The organism is Methylobacterium sp. 190mf, assembly GCF_900107945.1.
Lineage (GTDB): Bacteria > Pseudomonadota > Alphaproteobacteria > Rhizobiales > Beijerinckiaceae > Methylobacterium.
Genome location: NZ_FNVI01000049.1, coordinates 1 through 22566 on the forward strand (window position 1 = coordinate 1; position 22566 = coordinate 22566).

A 22566-nucleotide genomic window follows, 5' to 3' on the forward strand; every position below is an offset into this window, starting at 1 on the left:
CGTTAAACACGCCAGCGCCTATGGTACTGTGTCTCAAGACACGGGAGAGTCGGTCGCCGCCAGACCCGCCCATCGCAATACACACACCTTCCCTCAGCACGAACCGCGACGCCGCCGGGCCGCTCTCTCCGAGAGCGGCCCGGCGGCGTTTCGCTGTTGGCCAGCCCGCCGCGGCCGCCTTACCGCGAAGTCATCTTCCCGCGAGCATCCCGTAACCGCTCCCGCGCCACCATCCTCGAACCGCGCGTGGCCCATCGCCGACGCGGACGAAGCCGGTGACGGATCTCGCGCCCTCCGAGTCCTCCGCGCGCCGCTTCGGGACGGGTCGAGGTCCGCGGCCTCGGCCCGTCCATCACGACGGGGGAGGGGAGCGGCTTGACCATGTTGATGGAGATACGTTCCCCCGACCCGCGCGGCGCGCTATGGAACGGGGCCATGCGACTGCTGATCATCGAGGACGACCGCGAGGCGGCCGCCTATCTCGTCAAGGCGTTCCGCGAGACCGGACACGTGGCCGACAGCGCGCATGACGGCCTCGACGGGTACGCGCTCGCTCGGGAGGGCGACTACGACGTGCTGATCGTCGACCGGATGCTGCCGAAGCTCGACGGGCTGTCGCTGATCCGGTCGCTGCGCGAGCAGAACGTCGCGACCCCGACCCTGATCCTGTCGGCGCTGGGTCAGGTCGACGACCGCGTGAAGGGCCTGCGCGCCGGCGGCGACGACTACCTGCCGAAGCCCTACGCGTTCTCCGAACTCCTGGCGCGCACCGAGGCGCTGGCCCGGCGGCAGGTCGGATCCGGCGCCGCGGAGGAGACGCGCTACCGGATCGGTGACCTGGAACTCGACCGGCTCTCGCACCGGGTGACCCGGGCCGGCCGCGAGATCCCGCTGCAGCCGCGCGAGTTCCGGCTCCTCGAGTACCTGATGCGGCACGCCGGACAGGTCGTGACGCGCACCATGCTGCTCGAGCATGTCTGGGACTACCACTTCGATCCACAGACCAACGTCATCGACGTCCACGTCTCGCGCCTGCGCAGCAAGCTCGACAAGGGCTTCGCGTCGCCGATCATCCACACGGTTCGGGGCGCCGGCTACGTGCTGCGCTACGACGAGGGCGCGGCCGGGTGAGCGAGGTTTGGACCGACGCGCCGATCGCCCGCGAGACCGCGGCGGCGCGTTTCCAGAAGCTGTTCCGCACCACCGCGTTCAAGCTGTCGCTGGCCTACCTCGCGATCTTCGCCCTCTGCGCCTTCCTGGCGCTCGGCTACGTCGCGTGGAACGCCCGCGCGGTGCTCGACGACCAGATCGTCTCCACGATCGACGCCGAGATCAACGGGCTGTCGGAACAGTACAATGCCGGCGGCCTGCGGCGGCTGATCACCGTGGTGGAACGGCGCTCTCGCGAGCCCGGCGCCTCGCTCTACCTCGTGACCACGGCCGGCGGCGATCATGTCGTCGGCAATGTCGGCTACGTGCCCGCCGCCGTGCTGGCGACGCCGGGCCAGAGCGAGACGCGCTACGGCCGCAACGACGCGGATGCCGAGGCGCACCGGGCGATCGTTCGGGTCTTCACCCTTCCGGGCGGGTTCCGCCTGCTCGTCGGGCGCGACACCGAGGAGCGCGACCGGCTGCGGGCGGTGATCGGGCGCGCCTTCATCACCTCGCTCGCCGCCGTCGTGATCCTCGGGGTGATCGGGGGCTGGCTCGCAGCGAGCCGGGTGCTGCGCCGCGTCGATGCCATGACCCAGACCACCCGCGCGATCATGGCCGGCGATCTCGACGACCGGCTCCACGTGGCCGGGAACGGCGACGAACTCGACCGTCTCGCATCGAGCCTCAACCAGATGCTGGAGCGCATCGGCGAGCTGATGCGCGGCATGCGCGAGGTTTCCGACAACATCGCCCACGACCTCAAGACGCCGCTGACCCGCCTGCGCAACCGTGCCGACGAGGCCCTGCGCCGCGCCTCCACGCCGGAGGAGCTGCGCGCGGCGCTGGAAGCCGTGATCGAGGAGGGCGACGGGCTGATCCGGGTGTTCAACGCCCTCCTGATGATCGCGCGGCTCGAGGCCGGGTCAGCCCGGGAAATCCTCGTGCCGCTGGATCTGGGCCAGACGATCCGGAGCGTCGGTGACTTGTACGAGGCGCTCGCCGAGGATCAGGGGCTGACGCTCGCCGTGCACGCGCAGGACGGGCTCACCATCGCGGGCAACCGCGAGCTTATCGGTCAGGCCCTCGCCAATCTCATCGACAACGCCCTGAAATACGGGGCCGAATCCGAGGGGGCGGAGACCAGCGTGACGCTCGAGGCGTGGCGCGACGGCGAGTCGATCCGCCTCGCCGTCTCCGATCACGGCCCGGGCATTCCGGAGGCGGAACGGGCCCGCGTGCTCGACCGGTTCGTGCGCCTCGAGGACGCCCGTTCGCGGCCCGGCTTCGGGCTGGGCCTCAGCCTCGTCAACGCCGTCGTGCGCCTGCACCACGGGAGCCTGCGGCTCGCCGATAACGGGCCCGGCCTGCGGGTCGAGATCGCGTTCCCGGCCACGCCGCGCCCGCAGTCGGCCGCCGGTGACATCGTGCCCGCACCGCCTCCGGGCGACCCTGTGCCGGCATCCCCTTCCCGCGCTACTTAGGTCGCGACCTGTCCCACCGCGAGCGCGCCGTCCCCGACCGTTCGGCCGGGCGCCCGCGTCCCAGGAGGCTCCATGACTCTCAAGACCAAGACCGCCCTCGTCACCGGCTCGACCAGCGGCATCGGGCTCGCCATCGCGCGCGCCTTCGCGGCGGAGGGGGCCAACGTCGTCCTCAACGGGTTCGGGGACGCGACCGCCATCGAGGAGACGCGGGCCGGGATCGAGAGCGCCTACGGGGTCAAGGCCCGCTACTCGGCCGCCGACATGAGCCAGCCCGACGCGATCGCCGCCATGGTGCGCGAGGCGGAGGAGACCTTCGGGGCCGTCGACGTGCTGGTCAACAATGCCGGGATCCAGTTCGTCTCGCCGATCGAGGAGTTCCCGGCCGAGAAGTGGGAGCAGATCATCGCGATCAACCTGTCCTCGGCCTTCCACACGATGCACGCGGCGATCCCCGGGATGAAGGCCCGGAGCTGGGGCCGGATCATCAACACGGCCTCGGCCCACTCGCTGGTGGCCTCGCCGTTCAAGTCGGCCTACGTGGCGGCCAAGCACGGGATCGCGGGCCTGAGCAAGACGGCGGCTCTGGAACTCGCGCCCCACAAGATCACGGTGAACTGCATCTCGCCGGGCTATGTCTGGACGCCGCTCGTGGAGGCGCAGATCCCCGACACGATGAAGGCCCGCGGCCTCACCAAGGAGCAGGTGATCGAGGACGTGATGCTGAAGGCGCAGCCGACCAAGGAGTTCGTGACCGTCGACCAGGTGGCCGCGCTGGCGGTGTTCCTGTGCTCCGACGCGGCGAGCCAGATCACCGGCGCCAACATCAGCATGGACGGGGGCTGGACCGCGCAGTAGCGCGCCCGGCCTCGACAGGCGCGCCTCGTACAAGGGTCGGCCCCGCCCGCGCCCGGGCGGGGCCGCTCCCGGTCAGCGGCGGCCGTGGACCAGCAGGGCGAGGCCGTAGCCCACCGCGCCCGCGATCAGCAGCGCGACCAGGGGATTCTCCTCCACCCGGGCGCCGACCGCGCTGCGCCCGTCGCGCAGGTACGAGCCGCCCCGCTGGTAAACGTCCTCCGCGACGTCGCCGGCGCGCTCGTAGGCGTCGCTCGCGTAGTCACCGGCGCGGTCGGCGATGTCCCGGGCCCTGTCCTTCACCTGACCGTAGACGTTCTGCGCCTGGCCCTGGGCCTCGCGGAAACGTCCCTCGACCGAGTCGCGGTTCGAGCCGGCGAGATCGCCGGCCGCGCCCTGAACCTTGCCGACGGCCTCCTTGGCGCCGCCGACGATCCGATCCGTATCCACCATGGCACTCTCCTGGACGTGAGCGCGGCGTCGCGACACGGGCGCCGCTCGTTACGCCGTCGTCCACCGAACGCGCGAGATGGCGTTTGTGCCCCCGATCACCGCGAAATTGTGCGCCTTCGGCCTGCGCGGCGGCCGGGACCGGTCAGAGCCCGATCAACTCGGCGATGGCCGCCGCGCCGGCCGCCGGGGAGATCTCACCCCGGGCGACGCCGGCCTCCGCCTCGGCCGTGCGGCGGCGGACCTCCGGGGAGCCGACGAGGCGCTGGTGCAGGCGCTCGTCGACGAGCGCCCACATCCACTTGACGTCCTGGGTCCGGCGCTTCGCCTGGATCTCGCCGGTGGCCGTGAGCTTCTCCCGGTGATCGACGATCTTCGCCCAGAGCGCGTCGAGACGCAGGTTGTGGAAGCCCGAGATCGTCACGACCGGTGGCGTCCAGGTGGCCGAGGCTGGGGTGAGGATGTGCAGCGCCGCCCGGTACTCCGACGCCGCCGCGTTGGCGCGCTGCTCGGCTTCGCCCGCATCGGCCTTGTTGACCGCGATCATGTCGGCGAGTTCGAGGATGCCTTTCTTGATCCCCTGCAGTTCGTCGCCTGCCCCGGGCAGCATCAGCACGAGGAAGAAGTCGGTCAGGTCGGCCACCGCCGTCTCCGACTGGCCGACGCCGACCGTCTCGACGAGGATCACGTCGAACCCCGCGGCTTCGCAGAGCAGCATGGTCTCGCGGGTCTTGGCCGCGACGCCGCCGAGCGTGCCCGAGGAGGGGGAGGGGCGGATGAAGGCCTTGGGATCGTGCGACAGCCGCGCCATCCGGGTCTTGTCGCCCAGGATCGAGCCGCCGGTCCTGGAGGAGGACGGGTCGACCGCGAGCACCGCCACCTTGTGACCGGCCTCCGTGAGGTTCGAGCCGAGGGCGTCGATGGTGGTCGACTTGCCGACGCCGGGGACGCCGGTGATGCCGACGCGGATCGCCCGGCCGGTCTCGGGCAGGACCGAGTCGATCAGGTTCGCCGCCAGCGCCCGGTGATCGGCGCGCTTGGACTCGGCCAGCGTGATGGCCCGGGCCAGAGCGGCGCGGTCGCCGCGCAGCAGGCGCTCGCGGAGACTCTCGATGTCGGTGGACGGCGTCATGCTCCCTTCATGGCCGCGGCGACGGCCGCCGTCGAGAGGGAGAGCGTCGGGGTCGGGGGATGGCCGGCCTGTGTCCCGCCCACCACAAGCCCGGCCGTGCCCGCTATTCACGCCGCGTCGCGTCGCTCGTGCCCCGCGATGGTCACGATCCTGGGCAACGGAAGGCGTCCCGCCCGAGCGTAACCGGATCATGTCGAGCCAGATCGTCTCACGCCGCATCCTTCTTCGCTTCGGAGCGCTCGCGGGCGCCGCGGGCCTCGCCCCGTCGCTCGGCGCCTGCGTCACCGACGACCTCGGGTCCGGGGCGGCGCTGCCCGAGAAGCAGTCGGCCCTCGACGTCATGCCGGTGCTGCTGGTCGCCACGACCCGCAAGCCCGTGGGCAACCCGCCCCGGCCGCCGTATTTCAGCAGCGACCGCGGCCGCGGCCTGAGCTTCGCCGAGGTGCGCCTGTCACCGCCCGACCGCTCGCTGCTCGGCAAGGTCTCGTCCGTCATCACCGGCGACTGGACCATCGGCGCGGTTCCGAAATCCGAATCCGGACCGGGCGCCGCCGAGGCCTTCGCCCAGGCGGCCCTCGGACGCGACGTGCTGATCTACGTCCACGGCTACCGCGAATCGTTCGAATCGGCCGCGGTCAGCGCCGCCCGGCTCTCGGACGGGATCCGGTTCCGCGGCGTCTCCGGCCTGTTCACGTGGCCGTCGGCGGCCGCGACCCTCGACTACAATTACGATCGCGAGAGCGCCCTCTGGTCGCGCGACGCCTTCGAGGACCTGCTGAAGGCGCTCGCCGCCTCGCCCAGCGGCGGCCGCATCAACATCGTCGCGCACTCGATGGGCACGCTCCTGACCCTCGAGACCCTGCGGATGCTCCGCGCCGAGGCGGGCGAGGCGGCGATGTCGCGGATCGGCGCCGTGGTGCTGGCCGCCCCCGACATCGACTTCGACCTGTTCTCCAACGGCGTCGCCCGCATGGGACCCGACGTCTCGAAGATCACGGTGATCTCCTCGACCAACGACCGGGCGCTCGAGCTCTCCGCCGCGCTGGCGGGGGGCGTGCGCGCCGGTGCCGCCGATCGCGCCAAGCTCGAGGCGCTCGGCGTGCGCGTCGCCGACGCCTCCGATTACGGCGGCGGCCTGATCAACCACGACCTGTTCCTCTCGAACCCGGACGTCCAGGGCGTGGTCAAGCGCGCCATCGCCCGCGGCGCCGGCGTCTGACGCTCACCCGGTCCGTGTCGCCATGCTCTGCGGCGGCAAGGGCTCCTCCGGCAGGACCGGCGCGTCGCCCGAGGCGTCCAGGTGGTCGATCCGGTCGGCCCAGACCCGGAAGCCCACCAGGGGATTCGGTCCGAACGTGTGGGTCAGCGGCACGTCCGCGGCGTCCCGGCCGTACGCGACCATGACCCGGCCGATCCGCGGGCTGTTGTTGCGCGGGTCGAACACGTGCCAGGCGCCGCCGAGGTAGACCTCCATCCAGGCCGCGAAGTCGCCCGCCGGGTGCGGCTCGGGCTCGCCGATGAAGCTGATATAGCCGGTGCAGTACCGGGTCGGGATGTTCAGGGCGCGGCAGAACGCGACGGCCAGGTGGGTGAAGTCCCGGCAGACGCCGCGCCCGCCCGCGTAGGCGTCCGCGGCCGTGCGGTCGCGATGGGCGAACTCGTAGCCGAACACAATGTGGGCGTGGACGAAGTCGCAGACCGCCTGCACCCGGGCCCAGCCGGGCTCGGTATGTCCGAAGAGACGCCACGCCGCGTCGGCCAGCAGGTCGGATTCGCAGTAGCGGCTGGGAAGCAGGAACGCGATCGTCTCGGCCGGCAACTCCTCGATCGCGTGCTGCGCGGCCTCCGGGTGCACCGGATCGGGCCTCCCGCTGTCGCGGATCACGGCGTCGGTCCCGACGGTGAAGTTGCCGGCGGGCGCGGTCAGCCGGCCGCACAGGTTGCCGAAACCGTCGCGGTAGATCGCCACCGGGACGGGCGGATCGGTCCGGAGCGTGTCGGGCGCCTCCAGGGCGGCCGCCCCGGAGGGATGCACGTTGAGCATCACCACCATGGGCACGGGGTAGGGGAAGGCGTAGCGCATCTCGCAGCCGAGCCTGATCCGCATGCGCGGGTGATCCTTCGTGTTCGAGACTGTGGCCGCCCTGATGGGCGCAGGATCCGTGCCGCGCCGAATCGTGCGGGTCGGGCCGCGACGGGCTTGGCGGCCGTCCGCTTCACCCCTACAGCATCCCCGCGCGACGCTCGTGTCAGACGGACGAAACCGAGACGTTTCTTCCCGGGGCAGCGCGTCGCACCCGTGCGCCAGCCCGCTGACCGGGCGCGCCTGAGGACGGTTACGAGAGGGATGCCGGCCATGTTCACGCTCGAGATCGACGGCACCGCCGTTGCGGTGATCAACAGCGACGAGGCGTCCGCCAAGGACCTCTTCACCTGTGACGGCTTCAAGGAAGACATCCGGACCATGACGACCGGCGGGAAGCCGGTCTGGAACGGCACGTCGGCGCTCACGGTCCGGGCCGCCACCGAGGACGAGGTCGAGATCTTCGAGGATGCCCTCGCCGAGGACGACGGCGAGGGTGATTTCGTCGAGGATCCGCGCCACACCGGGTCCGATTCGGACGACGAGGACGAGGCCGACATCGTCTTCCTCGTGGATATCGACGAGGACGAGGACGAGGCCGACGCCTGAGCGCGGCTGAACCCGAGCGCCTCCCGGGAGGTTTCCGATCCGATCTGGATCGGAAACCGGGAGGACGGCATGGCTGACAGCAGACGGATCGTCGACGCGCTCGTGCGGTCGAGGCGCGGCGGGCTCGCCGCCGGTGCCGCCCTCGGCGGACTGGCGCTGATCGGCGGCCTCGCCTACCGGGCGCTGCGCGGGGCGCCCCCGCCCGAGGCCGGGGGCCCGGACTTCACGAAGGTCGACGAGGACGAGGCCCGGCTGATGCTGCGGGCCATGGTGGCGGCCACGACGGCCGACGGGATGGTCGACGCCGCGGAACGTAGGCGCCTCGACGCCGCCGTGGCGGAGGCGGGCCTCGATCCCGACGGTCGAGCCTGGCTCGAGCGCGAGCTCGCGGACCCGGCCGACGTCGACGCGATCGCCGACCGGGTCGCGGATCCCGACGCGGCGGCGCGGATCTTCGCGGCGGCGCGACTCGCCATCGAGCCCGACACGCTCCAGGAGCGTCAGTTCCTGAAGATGCTGGCCGAGGCCCTCGACCTGCCCGCGGAGGCGGTCGAGCGTGTCGAGCGCGACATCGGAGCCTGACTGGCAACCTGCCCGAAGGGCGGATCTCCCACGGCGGCCGAGCTTCGTGCTAGGCTCCCGCGCGACGACGGGTCCGGAGGACGGCCCGCGCGCGGGAGGACGGGACATTTCATGGCAGGACTGTCAGTGCCCGCGCCCGGGCGCGCCCGCCGGCGGGCCTGCGCGCTGGTCGCAGCCATGCTGATCGCCGGCGGCTCCGCGCGCGCGGCCGATCCGGCCGCCGGCCCCCTGACGATCGCCGAGCAGGGCAGCTTCTTCGTCGGCGGCCGCGACGTCCAGTCCGACACGCTCTCGACGCTGCCGGCCTACGCGCCGTCGGGCACGATCAGCGTCGACCAGATCTACGTCCGCTACCAGGTCCCGGTGAATGCCGGACGGCCGCCGCTGGTCCTGATCCACGGCTGCTGCCTCACCGGCAAGACCTGGGAGACGACGCCCGACGGGCGCATGGGCTGGGACGAGTATCTCGTCCGGCGCGGCTTCCCGACCTACGTGATCGACCAGGCCTGGCGCGGCCGCTCGGCGGCGAGCCCGGCCCAGATCAACGCCGTGAAGACGGGGCAGGCCGACCCCAAGACGCTGCCGGCCGTGTTCTCGGCCGGGCGCGAGCCGGCCTGGGCGATCTTCCGGTTCGGGCCGGAATACCCGAAGGTGTTCCCCGGCATGCAGTTCCCCCTGGAGGCCCAGGGGGAGTTCTGGAAGCAGATGGTCCCGGACTGGTCGGCCGCCCTGCCGGTGCCGAACCCGACCGTGCCGGCCCTGTCGGAGCTCGCCAAGCGGCTCAAGGGCGCGGTGCTGATCTCGCACTCGCAGTCGGGGATCTACCCGTTCCAGACCGCCGCCCTCGATCGGACCGGCCTGCGCGCCATCGTGGCCATCGAGCCGGCCGCCTGCCCGGACCCGGCCAAGGACGACCTCGCGCCCTACAAGGACCTGCCGATCCTCGTCCTGTTCGGCGACTACGTCGACGCCTCGCCCCGCTGGGCGCCGCGGCTCAAGCAGTGCCGCAGCTTCGTGGCGGCCGCCAACGCCGCGGGCGGCAAGGCGGAGCTGATCCTGCTGCCCGAGATCGGCATCCACGGCAATTCGCACATGCTGATGCAGGACAAGAACAGCCTCGACATCGCCGACTGGCTGGTCGGCTGGATCGACAAGCGGGCGCCCGGCAAGTCCTGAGGCGTGCCGGTCGAACCGGTGTGCGTTCAAACGGTTCGGTCGCCACAACCGTCATCGCGAGCGCTGCGAAAGGACCCAGGGCTGCCCAGCTTCGGCGGTCGTCGCGGCGACTGGATCGCTTCGCCGCGCTCGCGAGGACGGCGGCGCGGATGATGGCGTCCCTGCCGAGGTCGGCGACGGGGCGTCTTCTCAGCCCGGCCTGTGCGTGCTGAGGAACGTGCCCATCCGCTCCAGCGCCCGCCGGATGTTCTCGGCCGAATTGGCGTAGGACAGGCGGAGGTAGCCCTCGCCGTGGACGCCGAAATCCGGACCGCCGATCACCGCCACACCCGCTTCCTCCAGGAGGGTCGAGGCCAGGGGCTTCGCCTTCCAGCCGGTCCGGGCGATGTTCGGGAAGGCGTAGAACGCGCCCTTGGGCGCGATGCAGGAGACGTCCGGCAGGGCGTTCAGCCCGTCGACCACGATCGCCCGGCGCCGGTCGAACTCGGCGACCATCTCGGCCACGCAAGCCTGCGGTCCGTCGAGCGCCGCGATGCCGGCCCACTGGGTCGCCGCGTTGACGCAGGAATGCGCGTTGACCGCGAGCTTGCGCGCCGCGTCGTAGAGCGGCTTCGGCCAGACCGACCAGCCGAGCCGCCAGCCGGTCATCGCGTAGGTCTTCGACGCGCCGTCGAGGTAGACCAGCCGGTCGCGGATCTCGGGATATTTCAGCAGCGAGTGGTGGGTCTCGCCGTCGTACGTCATGGTGCCGTAGATCTCGTCCGACAGCACCGCGACGTCGGGGTGCTCGGCGAGGCCCTTCACCAGGGCGTCGATCTCGGCCTTCGGCGTCACGCCGCCGGTGGGGTTGGCGGGCGAGTTGACGATCAGCAGCCGCGTCTTCGGCGTGATCAGCGCCAGGGTCTCGGCCGCCGAGAAGGCGAAGCCGTTCTCCTCGCGGATCGGCACCGGCACGGGCGTCGCCCCGGTGAACTCGATCATCGAGCGGTAGATCGGGAAGCCGGGGTCCGGATACAGGATCTCGGTCCCGGGCGCGCCGAACATCAGGATCGCCATGAACATGGTGACCTTGCCGCCCGGCACGATCATCACAGAATCCGGCGAGACCTCGACGCCGTGGCGGCGGTGGATGTCGCGGGCCACCGACTCGCGGAGCTGCGGGATGCCGACCGCCGGCGTGTAGCCGTGGTGTCCGTCGCGCAGCGCCTTGATGCCCGCCTCGACCACGTGGGCGGGCGTGGGCATGTCCGGCTGGCCGATGCCGAGGTTGATCACGTCCCGCCCCTGCGCGGCGAGGGCCTGGGCCCGCGCCAGAACCGCGAAGGCGTTCTCCTCGCCGATGCGCGAGAAGGCCGGGACCACGTGCAGCATCGCGCCCTCCGGGCGGTGGGACGTCAGTGCTTGGACCGCTCCGAGAGCTTCATCGCGCCGAACGACATCGCCGCGGCGATCGCGCCCAGGATCACGAAGGTCTTCACGGAGGCGTAGAACAGGTCCGGGTTGATGCCCTCATCGGTGTAGAGCACGAGCCCGATGGCCGCGAGCGGCAGCGAGATGAGGGCGAAGAGCGGGACGAGCGGGTTCATGTTCGGCACTCGGGATCCGGCGCGCGGCTGACCGCGGCCCTGGGAAAGCGCCCCTGCATATCACCGCGCTGCGAAGGTTGGGACCCCGCGAGCTGCAGTTTTTCGCCGGCTCGCCCGAACGCTCATGGATGCGCAATCATTTCGCGCAACAGTGGCGTCTCCGGGAGGGCGGACACGTATGCGTTGGGCATCGGTCGATTCGAAAGGCAAGGGAGCGGGGAGTTCAGGCTCCAGATCCTCCAGCGTCGAGACGCTGGCGCTCCATATCGGGCGGCTGCTGCGACATCCCGCCTACCGGCGCGAGTCGGTCGTGAGTCCGCTCCTGCGGCGCCACCTGCCGTTCGAGGCCGGCTACGCCTGGAACGGCGAGGCCGGCCTGCGCGCCCGGCTGACGAGCGCCGCCCTCGACGAGGCGAGCATGGATCACCTGATCCGCAACGTGCAGGCCGAGTTCCTGCGCCTGCGCCGGCCCGCCGATACCTGAGCCGGATCCGGCTCAGGCCGGGACCCGGACGGTGGCCCGCAGGCCACCCAGCGGGCTGTCGTGCAGGGTTATGTCGCCGCCGTGGGCCCGGGCGATGTCCCGGGCGATCGACAGGCCCAGCCCGGAGCCGCCGGCATCCTGGCGGGCGTCGTCGAGCCGCACGAACGGCTTGAACACGTCCTCGCGGCTCTCCGCCGGAATGCCGGGCCCGTCATCGTCGATCGAGACGAGGAAGGTCCGGGCCTCCAGCCGGCCGGAGATCGCCACCGTCTCGCCGTAGCGGACGGCGTTGGCGGCGAGGTTGAACAGGCAGCGCCGGAAGGCGCCGGGCCGCACCGTGACCTCGGGCGCGCCGGCGAGATCGACCGCGGAGACGTGGGCGCCGAGGCGCTCGACGTCGGTCCGCAGGTCCTCCAGCAGGGCGCGCATGTCGGTGGGCGTCGCGGGCTCGGCCGAATCGCCCCGCGCGAAGGCGAGGTAGCCCTCCAGCATCCGGCTCATCTCGTCGACGTCGCGGCTGAGATCCTCGATCTCCTCGGTCTGCTCGATCAGCGCCAGGGACAGGCGGAACCGGGTCAGGATGGTGCGCAGGTCGTGGCTGACGCCGTTCAGCATCGTCGTGCGCTGCTCCATCGCCCGCTCGATGCGCCGCTTCATCTCGATGAAGGCGTGGCCGGCCTGACGCACCTCGCGGGCACCGCGGGGCCGGAACTCGATCTCCCGCCCCTTGCCGAAGCCCTCCGCCACGGCCGCGAGCCGCAGGATCGGCTTGATCTGGTTGCGCAGGAACAGGATCGCGACGCCGAGCAGCACCAGCGACGAGCCGATCATCCACACGAGGAAGATGTGCGAGTTCGACGCGTAGGCCTGGCTGCGCCGGGCGGTGATGCGCATCACCCCGTCGGGGATCGCCACGCGGATCTCGATGAGGTTCGAGCGCCCGACCGTGTCGATCCAGAACGGTCTTCGGATCTGGCGCTTGATCTCGTCGGACAGGGCCTCGTCGAGGATCGAGAAGAACGGGCGCGGGCCCGGGGGCGGCAGCTTGGCGCCCTTGAGGATGTCGAGGTCGAGGTTCAGCCGTTCCCCGGCGATGCGCGCGAGGGTCTCGGCATCCTTGTCCTGCGGGTAGCTCTCGTGGATGTCGATCAGCGCGGCGACGTCCGCCGTGACCGCCGCCGACAGGCGCTTGGTCACGAGCTGCCAGTGCCGCTCCATGAAGGTGTAGGCGATCACCGACTGGAGCAGGACCACCGGCGCGATGATGATGATCAGCGAGCGGGCGTAGAGGCCCTTCGGCAGGACGTCGCCGATCGCCCGGCTGACGCGCTTCCACAGGCGGCGCGGGGGCGAGCGCGGCGGTTCCTTGCGGAGCGCCCGGGCGAGGGCAGGATCCGGGGCGTTCATGGGGCTGGGCGCCGGGGCCGGGCCCATCGGGCGAGAGGGGCTTCGGTTTCAGCGAAACGTCCACCCCACGCCCTCATCCTGAGGTGACCGCGCCAGCGGGCCTCGAAGGAGGGCTCCAGGGGTCGCGCGGCCGGCTGGAGGGCTCCTTCGAGGCCTCCGCCGCGCTCCGGCACCTCAGGATGAGGCTGTGGTTTGGACATGCCGGACACTAATCGGGGCGCCGTCTCCGCGAAAGATCGTGGGTGCAGAGTATGGCCGACCGACGATCTCGGCCAATGTTTCCTGACGCTCCCTTCAGCATGAGGGCTTCTTGCACCGCGGCACGCGGGCCATACCTGTGAGGAGCGGGGGGCGCCCGCCGGCCGGAAGTCCACGAGGCCATGCTCAGCACAGACACAGACATCCTCTCCGCTGCCCAATCCTGGCGGCGCGACGGCCGCGCCGTGGCCCTCGCCACGGTGATCGAGACCTGGGGCTCGGCGCCCCGACCGGTGGGCAGCCACCTCGTGGTCGACGGCGAGGGCAATTTCCTCGGCTCCGTCTCCGGCGGCTGCGTCGAGGGCGCGGTGATCACCGAGGCGATCGAGGTGATCGAGGCGGGCGCGCCGCGCGTCCTCGAATTCGGCGTCGCGGACGAGACCGCGTGGCGCGCCGGCCTGTCCTGCGGCGGCCGGATCCGGGTCTTCGTCGAGCGGGTCGACTGATGCGCGGCGACGTCCTGGCAGCGCTCAACGACGCGCGGGCCGCGCGCCGCGCCGCGATCCTCATCACCGACATCGCCGACGGCGCGCAGCGCCTCGTCGGCGAGGACGCGATCGCCGCCGATCCCCTCGCCGACGTGCTGGCGAAGCACCTCGCCTCCGGCAAGAGCGGCCTCGTCGAGGCGGGCGGGCGGACCCTGTTCCTGACCGTGCAGGTGCCGCCGGTGCGGCTCGTCGTGGTCGGCGCGGTCCACATCTCGCAGGCCCTGGCGCCGATGGCCGCGGGGCTCGACCTCGCGCTCACGGTGATCGACCCGCGCACCGCCTTCGCGACCCCCGAGCGCTTCCCCGGCACCCCGCTGGTCGCCGAATGGCCGGACGCCGCCCTCGGGACCAGCGTGCCGGTCCTCGACCGCTACTGCGCCCTCGCGGCCCTGACCCACGATCCGAAGATCGACGATCCCGCGCTGAAGGCGGCGCTGACGGCCGAATGCTTCTACGTGGGCGCCCTCGGCTCCCGGAAGACCCACGCGTCGCGCGTCGCGCGGCTCACCGAGGCCGGGTTCACGCCGGCGCAGATCGGCCGGATCCGCGCGCCGATCGGCCTGCCCATCGGCGCCGTGAGCCCGGCCGAGATCGCCCTGGCGGTGCTCGCCGAGATCGTCGCCGCCCTGCACCGCGTGCCCCGCCCGGAGGTCGCGTGAGGTTCGGGACCGTCCCGGTCGCGGACTCGGCCGGGCTGATCAGCGCGCACACGGTGCGGCGGGCCGACATCACCCTGCGCAAGGGCGCCGTCATCGCCGCGGAGGCCGCCGCCGGCCTGGCGCGGGCCGGCCTGTCGGAGATCGTGGCGGCCACGCTCGAGCCCGGCGACGTCGGCGAGGACGCCGCCGCGGCGCGGCTCGCCGCGCGCCTGCGCGGGCCGAACCTGCGCGTCGAGGCGCCCTTCACCGGCCGCAGCAACCTGTTCGCCGAGACGGCGGGGGTGCTCACCCTCGATCCGGCCCGGATCGACGCGGTCAACGCCGTCGACGAGGCGGTGACGGTGGCGACGCTGCCGCGCTTCCGGCCGGTGGTCGAGGGCGAGATGGTCGCCACGGTGAAGATCATCCCCTACGCCGTGCCGGGCGCCGTGCTGGCCCGGGCCTGCGCGGCCGCCGAGGGGGACGTCCTCGCGGTGGTGCCGTATCGCCGCCGCCGGGTGGCCGTGGTCTCGACGCGCCTGCCGAGCCTCAAGGAGACGACGATCGACAAGACCCTCCGGGCCCTGGCCGACCGCCTCGCGCCCGCGGGCGCCGCGATCGTGGCCGAGACCCGGGTGCCCCACACCGCCGCCTCCGTGGCGGCGTCCCTGGCGGAGATGATCGACCGCGCCGGGGCCGACCTCGTGGTGGTGTTCGGCGCCTCGGCGATCGCCGACCGGCGCGACGTCATCCCGGCCGGCATCGCGGCGGCGGGCGGCCGGGTCGACCATCTCGGGATGCCGGTCGACCCCGGCAACCTGCTCCTCGTCGGCGCCCGCGGCGGCGTGCCGGTGATCGGCGCGCCGGGCTGCGCCCGCTCGCCCAAGGAGAACGGCTTCGACTGGATCCTCCACCGCCTGCTGGCGGACCTGACCGTGACCCGGGCCGACATCGTCGCCCTCGGCGTCGGCGGCCTGCTGATGGAGATCGTCTCGCGCCCGCAGCCCCGCGCCGGCGGCGCGGCCGCGGCGGACGAGCCGGATCCGGGGGCGGAGGACAGGAATGCCTGAGATCGGCACGATCCTGCTCGCCGCGGGCCTCGGCAGCCGGTTCGGCGCCGCGCCGAAGCTGCTCGCGCCCCTCGACGGGCGGCCGCTGGTGCGCCACGCCGCGGAGGCGGCCCTCGGCGCCCGGCCCCGGCCGGTGGTCGCCGTGCTCGGCGCGCACGGGGCGGCGGTCCGCGACGCGCTGGCGGGGCTCGACCTCGTCCGCGTCGACAATCCGGATTACCGCTCCGGCCTCGCGAGCTCGCTGCGCGCCGGCCTCGCGGCGCTGCCCGCCACCTGCACGGCCGCCATCGTCGTGCTGGGCGACATGCCGCGCGTCACCGCCGCGCATCTCGACCGCTTGGCGGAGGCCTTCGCGGAGGCCTCCGCGGGCGCCTTGGAGCCGCCGGCGGCCGTGGTGCCGGTGCAGGCCGGCCGGCGGGGGAACCCGGTGCTGCTCAACCTGCACCGCCTCGGCCCGGATATCGCCCGCCTCACCGGCGACCACGGGGCCGGGCCGCTCCTGAGGGGGCGGCCGGACGTGCTCGAGATCCCGGGCGATCCGGCGACCGCCCTCGACGTCGACACGCCGGACGCGCTGGCCGCGCTGGGCGATCAGCCCCGCGCTTCGCCGCGCGCGCTCTTCGCCTCGGCCCGGCACCGGTCCGAGCAGTAGCGGACCTCGTCCCAGACGCGCTCCCACTTCTTGCGCCACGCGAACGGGCGGCCGCACTGGGCGCAGATCTTCTCCGGCAGATCGCCCTTGCGGCGCATTGGCGGCATCGCGGCTCCTCCCGGCCTATCCGGGCCGGCGCGCGTCGGGGCCGGTCCCGGCGGCCCGGCGGGCGCGGGCGTCCAGGACGTGGGCCAGGCCGAGCATGACCGCGATCCCCCCGACATTGACCGCGATCTGCAGCGGCCAGGTGGGGTCGAAGGTCCGGTAGAGGATGCGGCCGATCAGCGCCGCCAGACACCCGGCGGCGAAGATCTCCAGCGAGTGCCGCCCGCAGGCGTCGACGAGGCGCAGCCGCCGCCACCGGCTCGCGCGGGCCACGGCGGGCGCGCTGAACAGCAGGTAGGCCAGCGCCAGCATGTTGATCAGGCGCAGGGGCGCGACGTGGCTCTTGTCGGGCGGCCCGATCGCCAGCGGCCGGAGGTCCGGAAGGCCCCATTCCGCCCAGGACCCGCCCTGCAGGAACGCGAAGACGAGGTAGGCCGCGGCCGCCGCCACGGCCCATCCGCGCCGCGGCAGCAGGCCGTCATGGGCGCGGATTGTGACCGCGAGCGCCGCGCCGATCACGAACAGGAACTGCCACGCGAAGGGGTTGAAGTACCACCCGTCATCCACCGCCGCGGCGTTCGGGAGGTTCAGCTGGTGATCGACGTTGGCGGCGAGCCAGAGGGCGCCCGACAGGCCGAGCACGCCCCAGATCCCGCGCCGCATCCCGAGATAGATCAGCGGGAACAGCGCCAGCAGCAGGATGTAGAGCGGCAGGATGTCGAGGTAGTTCGGCAGCGCGTTCAGCGCGAGGCCGCGCAGCAGGCCCGGCAGGAGACCCATCTGCAGCAGCGGCGCGACGCCGAATCGCGGCGTCAGGCCGGTGAGGTCCATCCAGATCCGGACGATGACCAGGGTCGCGAGCAGCAGCCCCGCCTGGAACAGGTAGATGCGCAGGCAGCGCTTGGCGATGCGCGTGAGCGCCGTCCGGATCCCGGCGCGCCGGAACAGCCCGCCGTAGGCGATCATCGACGAGTAGCCGGCCAGCAGCACGAAGATCTCGGCCGCGTCCGAGAACCCGAAATTGTGCAGCGTCAGCAGGGCCGGCGCGTTGCGCGGGATGTGGTCGATGAAGATCGTCAGGAGCGCGAGGCCGCGCACCACGTCGACCCGCGCGTCGCGCGCGGGCTTCGCCGGCCGTGCCTCCGCGGGCGGTGGGGGGAGCGCCCGCGGTTCCGCGGCGCCGGGCCGTTCGAGATCGTCGAGGCGCGTCACTCAGCCCATCACCGTGGCGCTCTCCGTCCGGACGCGGAGCGGCCGGGGCCGCGGTGCAACCATAGCGCGCCGGCCGCCCGAGGCCCCTCCGATCACGCGCCTTTGTTCGGATGTGCACAACGGCGGGGTCGCACCGATGATCCGCCCGCCGCGGCGGCCGTTGGCCGCGTCGCCCCCTCGCGTCGCGGCAAGGCCCGGTATAGACGCGGCCGACGATCCCGGTTGCCGGCGCCCGCGCCGGCACGGGGCGCGTCGCTGGGTTCGTGGCAGGGTTGAGGGCAAGGGGCATGCGCGTCCTCGTCACCGGAGCGGGAGACTATCTCGGCCGCCGCCTGCTCGAGGCGCTGCGTCGGGACCTGCCGCCGGGCAGCCCCATCCTCGGCCTCGACCGGAGCCCGCCACCGCCCCTCGACGGCGTGACGCTTAGGGCCGTGGACCCGTTCGACGCGCGCGAGCTCGCCGAGACGGTCGCGGCCTTCGACCCGACCTGCGTGTTCCACCTCGCGGCGCTGGCCTCGGTGGCGCAGTCGAGCGAGACGCCGTCCTACGCCTGGCGGGCGGAGCTGCTCGGCACCCTCAACCTCGCCGAGGCGGTGGCGCGGACTCGCGCGGCGCTGGTCTTCCTCAGCTCCACGGTCGTCTACGGCGAAGTGTTCCGCGCCTGCCCGCGCCCGGACGAGAGCGTCACGCCGCGCCCCGACACGATCTCGGGCCGGACTAAGAACGCCTGCGAGTACATCCTCCGCGACGTGCTGGCGAATGCCCGGATCAAGCATCTCGTGCTGCGGCCGTCGAACTACATCGGGGCCGGACAGAGCGAGACCTTCGTGGTCGCCTCCTTCGCCGGTCAGATCGCCCGCATCGAGCGGGGGCTGGCGCCGCCGAGCCTGGAGGTCGGCGACCTCTCGGCGGGGCGCGACTTCCTCGACGTGGCCGACGTCACCGCGGCGTGCCTGCGCGTGATCGCCCGGATCGACGACCTGCCGGATGGCGGCATCTTCAACGTGGGATCGGGGGTCGTCACACCGGTCTCCGACATCCTGGAGACGCTGCGCGGCCTGACGGAGGCGCGGTTCGACCTGCGCGTCGCGCCCGGCCGGGTCCGCCCGGCGGGTGTGCGCAGCGAGGGCTGCGACCCCGCGGCCTTCGCGACCGCCACCGGATGGGCCCCGACGATCCCGCTCGCGCAGAGCCTGGCGACGATCCTGGCGGAGGCGCGGGCGCGCATCCGGTGATCCGTCACCGGGCAGAGGTGACGGCAACGTCCTCGGACGGGCGCGCGGCTCCGGAACGCCGGCGGCGCCCCGGAGCCGCGACCGGTCTCAGCGCGAGAAGCGCTTGTACTTGATCTTCTTCGGCATGATCGAATCCGCCCCGAGCCGGCGGACCTTATCGGCCTCGTAGTCGGAGAAGTTGCCCTCGAACCACTCGACGTGGCTGTCGCCCTCGAAGGCCAGGATGTGCGTGGCGATGCGGTTCAGGAACCAGCGATCGTGGCTGATGATGACCGCGCAGCCGGCGTAATCCTCCAGCGCGTCCTCGAGGGCGCGCAGGGTCTCCATGTCGAGGTCGTTGGTCGGCTCGTCGAGGAGCAGCACGTTGGCGCCGCCCTTCAGGGTCCGGGCGAGGTGAACGCGGTTGCGCTCACCGCCCGAGAGGGTGCCGACCTTCTTCTGCTGGTCGGGTCCCTTGAACGCGAAGGCCGCGCAGTAGGCGCGCGAATTGATCTCGCGCTTGTTGAAATAGATGATGTCGTTGCCGCCGGAGACCTCCTGCCAGACCGTGGCGTTCGGGTCGAGGGCGTCGCGCGACTGGTCGACGTAGCCGAGCTTCACCGTCTCGCCGACCTCGATCTTGCCGTTGTCGGGCTTCTCCTGGCCGGTGATCATCTTGAACAAAGTGGTCTTGCCGGCCCCGTTCGGGCCGATCACACCGACGATGCCGCCGGGCGGCAGCTTGAACGACAGGTCCTCGATCAGCAGCCGGTCGCCGAACGCCTTGCTGAGGTGCTCGAACTCGATGACGTTGTTGCCGAGCCGCTCGTCGATCGGGATGACGATCTGCGCGGACGCGTCGACCTTCTGCGCCTGCTTGGCGACCAGCTCCTCGTAGCGGGTGATGCGCGCCTTCGACTTCGACTGGCGGGCCTTCGGCGAGGCGGCGATCCATTCCTGCTCGCGGGCGATGGAGCGCTGCCGGACCATGTCCTCGCGGCCCTCCTGCTCCAGGCGCTTCTGCTTCTGGACCAGCCACGCCGAGTAGTTGCCCTCGTACGGGATGCCCTTGCCGCGATCGAGCTCCAGGATCCAGCTCGTCACGTTGTCGAGGAAGTAGCGGTCGTGGGTCACGATCAGGATCGCGCCCGGATACTGGCGCAGGTGACCCTCCAGCCAGTTCACCGTCTCGGCGTCGAGGTGGTTGGTGGGCTCGTCGAGGAGCAGCAGCTCCGGCTCCCACAGGAGCAGGCGGCACAGCGCGATGCGGCGGCGCTCGCCGCCCGAGAGGGTCGCGACCGGCTGCTCGTCGCTCGGGCAGCCCAGGGCCTCCATGGCCTGATCGACCTTCGAGTCGAGCTCCCAGAGGCCCAGCGACTCGATCCGGTCCTGGAGCTCGGTCATCTCGTCGGCGGTCTCCTCCGAGTAGTTCATGGCGAGCTCGTTGTAGCGGTCGAGCATGGCCTGCTTCTCGGCGACGCCCTCCATCACGTTCTCGCGGACGGACTTGCTCGGATCGAGCTGGGGTTCCTGCGGCAGGTAGCCGACGCGCGCGCCCTGCGCGACCCAGCCGTCGCCGGTGAACTCCTTGTCGATGCCCGCCATGATCTTGAGCAGCGTCGACTTGCCGGAGCCGTTGATGCCGAGCACGCCGATCTTGGCGTCGGGGTAGAAGGACAGGTTGACGCTATCCAGGACCTTCTTGCCGCCGGTATAGGCCTTGGTCAGGCCCCGCATGTGGTAGATGAATTCGCGAGCCATCGCGGATCGTCCTCGGCGCGTTGTTCGGGACCGCGCGGATCGTGCCAGCGGCACGGGTCAGGCACCGGGCCTCAGCACCCGTCCTGGACGCGCGTCCCTACGATATAGGAATGACCCTCTCCGAGTATCAGGCCCGCCGGGACGCGGCAAGGACGGGCCCGCCGCCGGCGGGCGCCGGATCGCTCACGCGAAGGGGTTCTTGACCGTTCCCGGCGGCGCGTCCGGCACCTCCGCCACCGCGTCCGGCAGGTCGGACGCCTCCAGGGCCTTCACGATCGCGTCCAGCGTCTCCCGGAGCAGCCTGGCCTGCTCCAGGCCGGTCCGGTCGCGGGTCAGGTCGAGGGACCCGTGCAGGGCGATCCGGTCCGTGCCGTTCTCGAAGCTCAGGGCGCCGACGGAGCGCACGCCGGCATCGTCGGCGAACGGCGCGAAGCCCTCGGTGTCCGAGTTCTTGCCGTCCGGGCTCTCGCTCTCCGGGCTTCCCCTCTTGGGCCGGGCGCGTCGCTTGTCCTCGGGCATCGGGTCCTCTCAGAAGAACGTGCGCAGGAAGTCGCGGACGAGCTTGCGCAGGGCGCGGGCGAGTTCGCGCTCGAGCCAGTCCTGCCAGGTCTGCTCGTGCCGGGGCCGGCGCTCCTCCGCGCGGGCGGAGGCCTGAGGATCCGGCAGCCCCATCGCGGTCGCCCGGGCCGCGGGCGGCAGGCCGGGAAAGACGTCGATGCCGGCTTCCTGGCGGAGATCGTCGATCGACAGGGCGCGCCAGTCCCTCGAATCGTCGTTCCGGGCGAGGTAGGCACCCGCCTCGCCGCGGGACGGGTCGTACACGGCCTTGAACAGCTGCGTCGGGACGAGCACGCCGCCCTTGATCTGCTGCACCGCGTCGCCCGCGAAGATCACCCCGGTGACGACGAACAGCGCGCCCCGGCGGGTGGCCAGGCGCCGGGTGCTCTCCTCGATATCCGCCCAGAGTCCCCGGTTCAGGACGCGGTTCTGCGGCACGATGTTGGCGAGGCTGAACGACTCGGCCTGGGCGGCGAGGGTCGGCATGTCCCCGGCCGGCGCGAGATGGCCCCGGTCGAACCCGCTGCGGACGTAATCCTCCAGCGCGGCGCGCTGATCCTCCGGCAGGCGCGTCTCCTCGTGGAAGGAATCGTCGCGGGCCACCGCCCGGGCCGCCGCGACGCTGGCGCGGGTGAGGTGCTCGGCGGCGTAGAGCGGCGTGCGCGTCACGCCGGAATGCAGGACCGCGAAGGCCTCGAAGCACAGCGGGACCGCGCGGACGGCGAGCTTCGGATTCGTGAGGACGGGCGTCTGCCCGTCCGCGAACAGGGCCGGACAGGAATCCTGGGCTCGGACCGGGAGCGGGCCCAGCGCGAGGGTGAGGACCGCGGCGGCGAGCGTCGGTGCCCGCATCACCAGCAGACGCGGACCCGGCGGACGCCCTCCGGGGTCGGGCGGTCCCGCCACGCGCAGGGCCGGCCGAGGCTGTTGCTGAACGGGCGGACGTCGCGATCGGGGCCGCCCGGCGCGACCCGCGCCGGGCAGTCGCCGAGGAAGTTGCAGAGGAAGTCGAGATTGCCGTCCGGCGGCCGCGGCTGGGCGTAAGCTTGGCCGTGACCCGTAATCGCGAACATGAGCAGGATTGTGCACAGACGAGCCGGATTCAAAGGCGAACCTCTTGTGGCGTTAAGGGCACGTGATTGAAAAAAACGCCGGCCCGACATTGATCGCGCCGCCGTTCGTCCGTAACTGGCACTATCATGACAGCGACGGACGGGCGGGTTCTAGCATGAACACGCGTCCCCGGGGTGCTGGCGTCGCGGTTGCCGAGGGCCCGCGACGGAGCCGTCGCCATACTCGAACGAACGGATGCGAGCATTGGCACTCTCCCCTGAGCAATCGGCGTTGCTGGACCGCGTTCCGTCTCCTTCGGCGCTGCGGCGTCTTCCGGAGTCGGAGCTTCCGGCGGTGGCGGACGCGGTGCGCGCCGAGATGATCGACGCGGTCTCGATCACCGGCGGCCATCTCGGCTCGGGGCTCGGCGTCGTCGAGCTGACCGTGGCGCTGCACCACGTGTTCGACACCCCCGACGACCGCATCGTCTGGGACGTCGGACACCAGTGCTACCCCCACAAGATCCTCACCGAGCGCCGCGACCGCATCCGGACGCT

General features: G+C 72.0%; 26 protein-coding genes. 14 read left to right on the forward strand and 12 right to left on the reverse strand.

Annotated elements, in window-relative coordinates:
- Positions 1 to 435: 435 nt before the first annotated feature.
- The 3 genes from C4T42_RS30080 (at position 436) to C4T42_RS30090 (ending at position 3494) form a co-directional block, all read left to right on the forward strand.
- Positions 436 to 1131: a response regulator transcription factor gene (locus tag C4T42_RS30080; protein WP_020096362.1), complete on the forward strand. Its 696-nt coding sequence runs from the start codon at positions 436 to 438 to the stop codon at positions 1129 to 1131.
- On the forward strand, positions 1128 to 2636 hold the full coding sequence (locus C4T42_RS30085) for an ATP-binding protein (RefSeq protein ID WP_020096361.1): 1509 nt from the start codon (positions 1128 to 1130) through the stop codon (positions 2634 to 2636). The genes C4T42_RS30080 and C4T42_RS30085 overlap by 4 nt, the downstream gene beginning before the upstream one ends.
- A gap of 72 nt (positions 2637 to 2708) precedes the next feature.
- Entirely contained in the window at positions 2709 to 3494 is a 786-nt protein-coding gene (locus C4T42_RS30090) for a 3-hydroxybutyrate dehydrogenase (protein ID WP_020096360.1), read from the forward strand.
- Positions 3495 to 3566: 72 nt separating this feature from the next.
- Here the strand turns inward: C4T42_RS30090 and C4T42_RS30095 are convergent, their stop codons facing one another.
- Together C4T42_RS30095 and meaB are read right to left on the reverse strand one after the other, a co-directional pair.
- Entirely contained in the window at positions 3567 to 3944 is a 378-nt protein-coding gene (locus C4T42_RS30095) for a CsbD family protein (RefSeq protein ID WP_020096359.1), read from the reverse strand.
- 142 nt (positions 3945 to 4086) lie between these two features.
- Complete coding sequence (gene meaB, locus C4T42_RS30100) at positions 4087 to 5073, reverse strand: methylmalonyl Co-A mutase-associated GTPase MeaB (RefSeq protein WP_020096358.1); 987 nt, start codon at positions 5071 to 5073, stop codon at positions 4087 to 4089.
- 190 nt (positions 5074 to 5263) lie between these two features.
- Here meaB and C4T42_RS30105 point away from each other — a divergent pair, with 190 nt between their 5' ends.
- Entirely contained in the window at positions 5264 to 6292 is a 1029-nt protein-coding gene (locus C4T42_RS30105) for an alpha/beta hydrolase (RefSeq protein WP_020096357.1), read from the forward strand.
- A gap of 3 nt (positions 6293 to 6295) precedes the next feature.
- On the opposite strand, the gene C4T42_RS30110 is transcribed toward C4T42_RS30105, so the two are convergent.
- Positions 6296 to 7180 (reverse strand): transglutaminase family protein, encoded by an 885-nt coding sequence (locus tag C4T42_RS30110; protein ID WP_020096356.1) that lies wholly within the window; start codon positions 7178 to 7180, stop codon positions 6296 to 6298.
- Between the two features lie 249 nt (positions 7181 to 7429).
- On the opposite strand from C4T42_RS30110, the gene C4T42_RS30115 reads away from it, so the two are divergent.
- From C4T42_RS30115 to C4T42_RS30125, 3 genes are all read left to right on the forward strand, one after another.
- Positions 7430 to 7765, forward strand: a complete 336-nt coding sequence (locus C4T42_RS30115) for a hypothetical protein (protein ID WP_026605445.1) — start codon at positions 7430 to 7432, stop codon at positions 7763 to 7765.
- A 69-nt stretch (positions 7766 to 7834) separates the two neighbouring features.
- On the forward strand, positions 7835 to 8347 hold the full coding sequence (locus C4T42_RS30120; RefSeq protein ID WP_020096354.1) for a DUF533 domain-containing protein: 513 nt from the start codon (positions 7835 to 7837) through the stop codon (positions 8345 to 8347).
- A gap of 111 nt (positions 8348 to 8458) precedes the next feature.
- Complete coding sequence (locus C4T42_RS30125; protein WP_026605444.1) at positions 8459 to 9523, forward strand: esterase; 1065 nt, start codon at positions 8459 to 8461, stop codon at positions 9521 to 9523.
- 189 nt (positions 9524 to 9712) lie between these two features.
- Here C4T42_RS30125 and C4T42_RS30130 read toward each other — a convergent pair whose 3' ends face one another.
- The gene (locus C4T42_RS30130; protein ID WP_020096352.1) at positions 9713 to 10894 is read right to left on the reverse strand and encodes a pyridoxal phosphate-dependent aminotransferase; all 1182 of its coding nucleotides are present in this window, start codon (positions 10892 to 10894) and stop codon (positions 9713 to 9715) included.
- A 23-nt stretch (positions 10895 to 10917) separates the two neighbouring features.
- Positions 10918 to 11109, reverse strand: a complete 192-nt coding sequence (locus C4T42_RS30135; RefSeq protein ID WP_026605443.1) for a hypothetical protein — start codon at positions 11107 to 11109, stop codon at positions 10918 to 10920.
- Positions 11110 to 11287: 178 nt separating this feature from the next.
- On the opposite strand from C4T42_RS30135, the gene C4T42_RS30140 reads away from it, so the two are divergent.
- Complete coding sequence (locus C4T42_RS30140; RefSeq protein WP_026605442.1) at positions 11288 to 11593, forward strand: hypothetical protein; 306 nt, start codon at positions 11288 to 11290, stop codon at positions 11591 to 11593.
- 12 nt (positions 11594 to 11605) lie between these two features.
- On the opposite strand, the gene C4T42_RS30145 is transcribed toward C4T42_RS30140, so the two are convergent.
- The gene (locus C4T42_RS30145; RefSeq protein ID WP_103986460.1) at positions 11606 to 13000 is read right to left on the reverse strand and encodes an ATP-binding protein; all 1395 of its coding nucleotides are present in this window, start codon (positions 12998 to 13000) and stop codon (positions 11606 to 11608) included.
- A gap of 380 nt (positions 13001 to 13380) precedes the next feature.
- On the opposite strand from C4T42_RS30145, the gene C4T42_RS30155 reads away from it, so the two are divergent.
- The 4 genes from C4T42_RS30155 to C4T42_RS30170 are packed head-to-tail and all read left to right on the forward strand — an operon-like array spanning position 13381 to position 16106.
- Positions 13381 to 13704: an XdhC family protein gene (locus C4T42_RS30155; protein WP_042673745.1), complete on the forward strand. Its 324-nt coding sequence runs from the start codon at positions 13381 to 13383 to the stop codon at positions 13702 to 13704.
- On the forward strand, positions 13704 to 14405 hold the full coding sequence (locus C4T42_RS30160; RefSeq protein ID WP_042673748.1) for an XdhC family protein: 702 nt from the start codon (positions 13704 to 13706) through the stop codon (positions 14403 to 14405). Before C4T42_RS30155 ends, C4T42_RS30160 begins: the two co-directional genes overlap by 1 nt.
- Complete coding sequence (locus C4T42_RS30165; protein WP_103986456.1) at positions 14402 to 15454, forward strand: molybdopterin-binding protein; 1053 nt, start codon at positions 14402 to 14404, stop codon at positions 15452 to 15454. The genes C4T42_RS30160 and C4T42_RS30165 overlap by 4 nt, the downstream gene beginning before the upstream one ends.
- Complete coding sequence (locus tag C4T42_RS30170) at positions 15447 to 16106, forward strand: nucleotidyltransferase family protein (RefSeq protein WP_103986457.1); 660 nt, start codon at positions 15447 to 15449, stop codon at positions 16104 to 16106. The genes C4T42_RS30165 and C4T42_RS30170 overlap by 8 nt, the downstream gene beginning before the upstream one ends.
- Here C4T42_RS30170 and C4T42_RS30175 read toward each other — a convergent pair.
- Entirely contained in the window at positions 16046 to 16213 is a 168-nt protein-coding gene (locus C4T42_RS30175; RefSeq protein ID WP_181049255.1) for a DUF2256 domain-containing protein, read from the reverse strand. The genes C4T42_RS30170 and C4T42_RS30175 overlap by 61 nt on opposite strands.
- A 16-nt stretch (positions 16214 to 16229) precedes the next feature.
- Positions 16230 to 17423, reverse strand: a complete 1194-nt coding sequence (gene opgC, locus C4T42_RS30180; protein ID WP_103986459.1) for an OpgC domain-containing protein — start codon at positions 17421 to 17423, stop codon at positions 16230 to 16232.
- A gap of 287 nt (positions 17424 to 17710) precedes the next feature.
- On the opposite strand from opgC, the gene C4T42_RS30185 reads away from it, so the two are divergent.
- Positions 17711 to 18658, forward strand: coding sequence for an NAD(P)-dependent oxidoreductase (locus tag C4T42_RS30185; RefSeq protein ID WP_020096343.1), 948 nt, complete (start codon positions 17711 to 17713; stop codon positions 18656 to 18658).
- Between the two features lie 87 nt (positions 18659 to 18745).
- Here C4T42_RS30185 and ettA read toward each other — a convergent pair whose 3' ends face one another.
- The 4 genes from ettA to C4T42_RS30205 all read right to left on the reverse strand — a co-directional run bounded on the left by ettA (position 18746) and on the right by C4T42_RS30205 (position 22029).
- The gene (ettA, locus tag C4T42_RS30190) at positions 18746 to 20398 is read right to left on the reverse strand and encodes an energy-dependent translational throttle protein EttA (protein WP_020096342.1); all 1653 of its coding nucleotides are present in this window, start codon (positions 20396 to 20398) and stop codon (positions 18746 to 18748) included.
- A gap of 183 nt (positions 20399 to 20581) precedes the next feature.
- Positions 20582 to 20917 carry a hypothetical protein gene (locus tag C4T42_RS30195; protein WP_020096341.1) on the reverse strand — a complete coding sequence of 112 codons (336 nt, stop codon included), beginning with the start codon at positions 20915 to 20917 and terminating at the stop codon, positions 20582 to 20584.
- Positions 20918 to 20926: 9 nt separating this feature from the next.
- A complete protein-coding gene (locus C4T42_RS30200; RefSeq protein ID WP_026605441.1) occupies positions 20927 to 21817 on the reverse strand; it encodes a DNA/RNA non-specific endonuclease in 891 nt (296 codons plus the stop codon).
- The gene (locus tag C4T42_RS30205; protein WP_020096339.1) at positions 21808 to 22029 is read right to left on the reverse strand and encodes a hypothetical protein; all 222 of its coding nucleotides are present in this window, start codon (positions 22027 to 22029) and stop codon (positions 21808 to 21810) included. Before C4T42_RS30205 ends, C4T42_RS30200 begins: the two co-directional genes overlap by 10 nt.
- A gap of 235 nt (positions 22030 to 22264) precedes the next feature.
- Here C4T42_RS30205 and C4T42_RS30210 point away from each other — a divergent pair.
- A partial coding sequence (locus C4T42_RS30210) for a 1-deoxy-D-xylulose-5-phosphate synthase N-terminal domain-containing protein (RefSeq protein WP_280177412.1) occupies positions 22265 to 22566 on the forward strand: 302 nt, incomplete at its 3' end.